This window comes from Streptomyces swartbergensis, assembly GCF_002148965.1.
Classification (GTDB): Bacteria; Actinomycetota; Actinomycetes; order Streptomycetales; family Streptomycetaceae; genus Streptomyces; species Streptomyces swartbergensis.
Genome location: NZ_NGFN01000748.1, coordinates 1 through 1,006 on the forward strand (window position 1 = coordinate 1; position 1,006 = coordinate 1,006).

The window sequence follows — 1,006 nt, forward strand, 5'->3', positions numbered from 1 at the left end:
GGGGTAATTGGCGCGATTGGGCCACGGATCCCAATCCCCACCAGCGACCTGCTGCCAGCCCTCGGCCCATCCGCTCCAATCGCACGCGATACCCCGGCGACGTCGGCGAACATTCCCTGGATACTGGTCACCCATGGATGAGGTCGAAGTCGTCGTCGCCCATTCCGAGCGCGCGACTCTGCGTGTCGGCGACGTGTTCTTGAAGGTGGACGCCGATCAGGCCCGCATCGACGTCGAGGTCGAGGCGATGTCCCTCTCGCCGGTCCCGACCCCGGAGGTCCTGTGGCGCAAGCCGTCCGTGCTCGCGATCGCCGCACTCCCGGGGACGACGCTTGGACGCCTCGGCGGGCCGTCGACCGGGTCGCCCGCGGCGTGGGCCGCGGCGGGCGCCGCCATCCGGAAGCTGCACGACGCGCCGCTGCCGCCCCGGCAGGGCCGGGCCGGCCGGAGCATCGTCGCGCTGGCGGCGGAACTCGACGACGAGTGCGAGTTGCTCGTGACGAACGGCGTGCTGCCCGTGGACCTGGTCACCCGCAACCGCCAGGTCGCCGAGGCCGCGCTCCGGCCGTGGACTCCGGCGTTCACGCACGGCGATCTGCAGATCGCGCACGTCTTCGTCGACGGCGACGAGGTCACCGGCATCATCGACTGGTCCGAGGCGGGCCAGGGGGATGCCCTGTACGACCTCGCCACCTTTACGCTAGGGCACGAGGAGCACCTCGACGACGTCATCGCCGGCTATGGCACCGACATCGACCTCGACGTGGTCCACGCGTGGTGGTCGTTGCGAAGCCTGCTGGCAGTTCGCTGGCTGATCGAGCACGGCTTCGACCCGTTCGCGCCGGGCTGTGAGGTCGACGTGCTGAGATCCCGGATGTGAGGCCGCGCGGGCCCAACTGCCACGTATGCGTTCTGACGCTCGAGCACCCCATCCCTCCGACCGTAAGCCGCTGAGTTCACCGGCCCACCGCCACCCCGCTGCCGCGCCGCGCACCTCCCTCGGACT

The 1,006-nt window shown here is 70.5% G+C and carries 1 protein-coding gene; it reads left to right on the forward strand.

What is annotated here, in order from left to right:
* The first annotated feature begins 133 nt into the window (after nt 1-133).
* A complete protein-coding gene (locus CA983_RS44075) occupies nt 134-880 on the forward strand; it encodes a phosphotransferase family protein (RefSeq protein ID WP_086606151.1) in 747 nt (248 codons plus the stop codon).
* Nucleotides 881-1,006: the final 126 nt, after the last annotated feature.

Coding starts and splice junctions, on each gene's coding strand:
- CA983_RS44075 (WP_086606151.1), top strand. CDS start 134: ATGGATGAGGTCGAAGTCGTCGTCGCCCATTCCGAGCGCGCGACTCTG.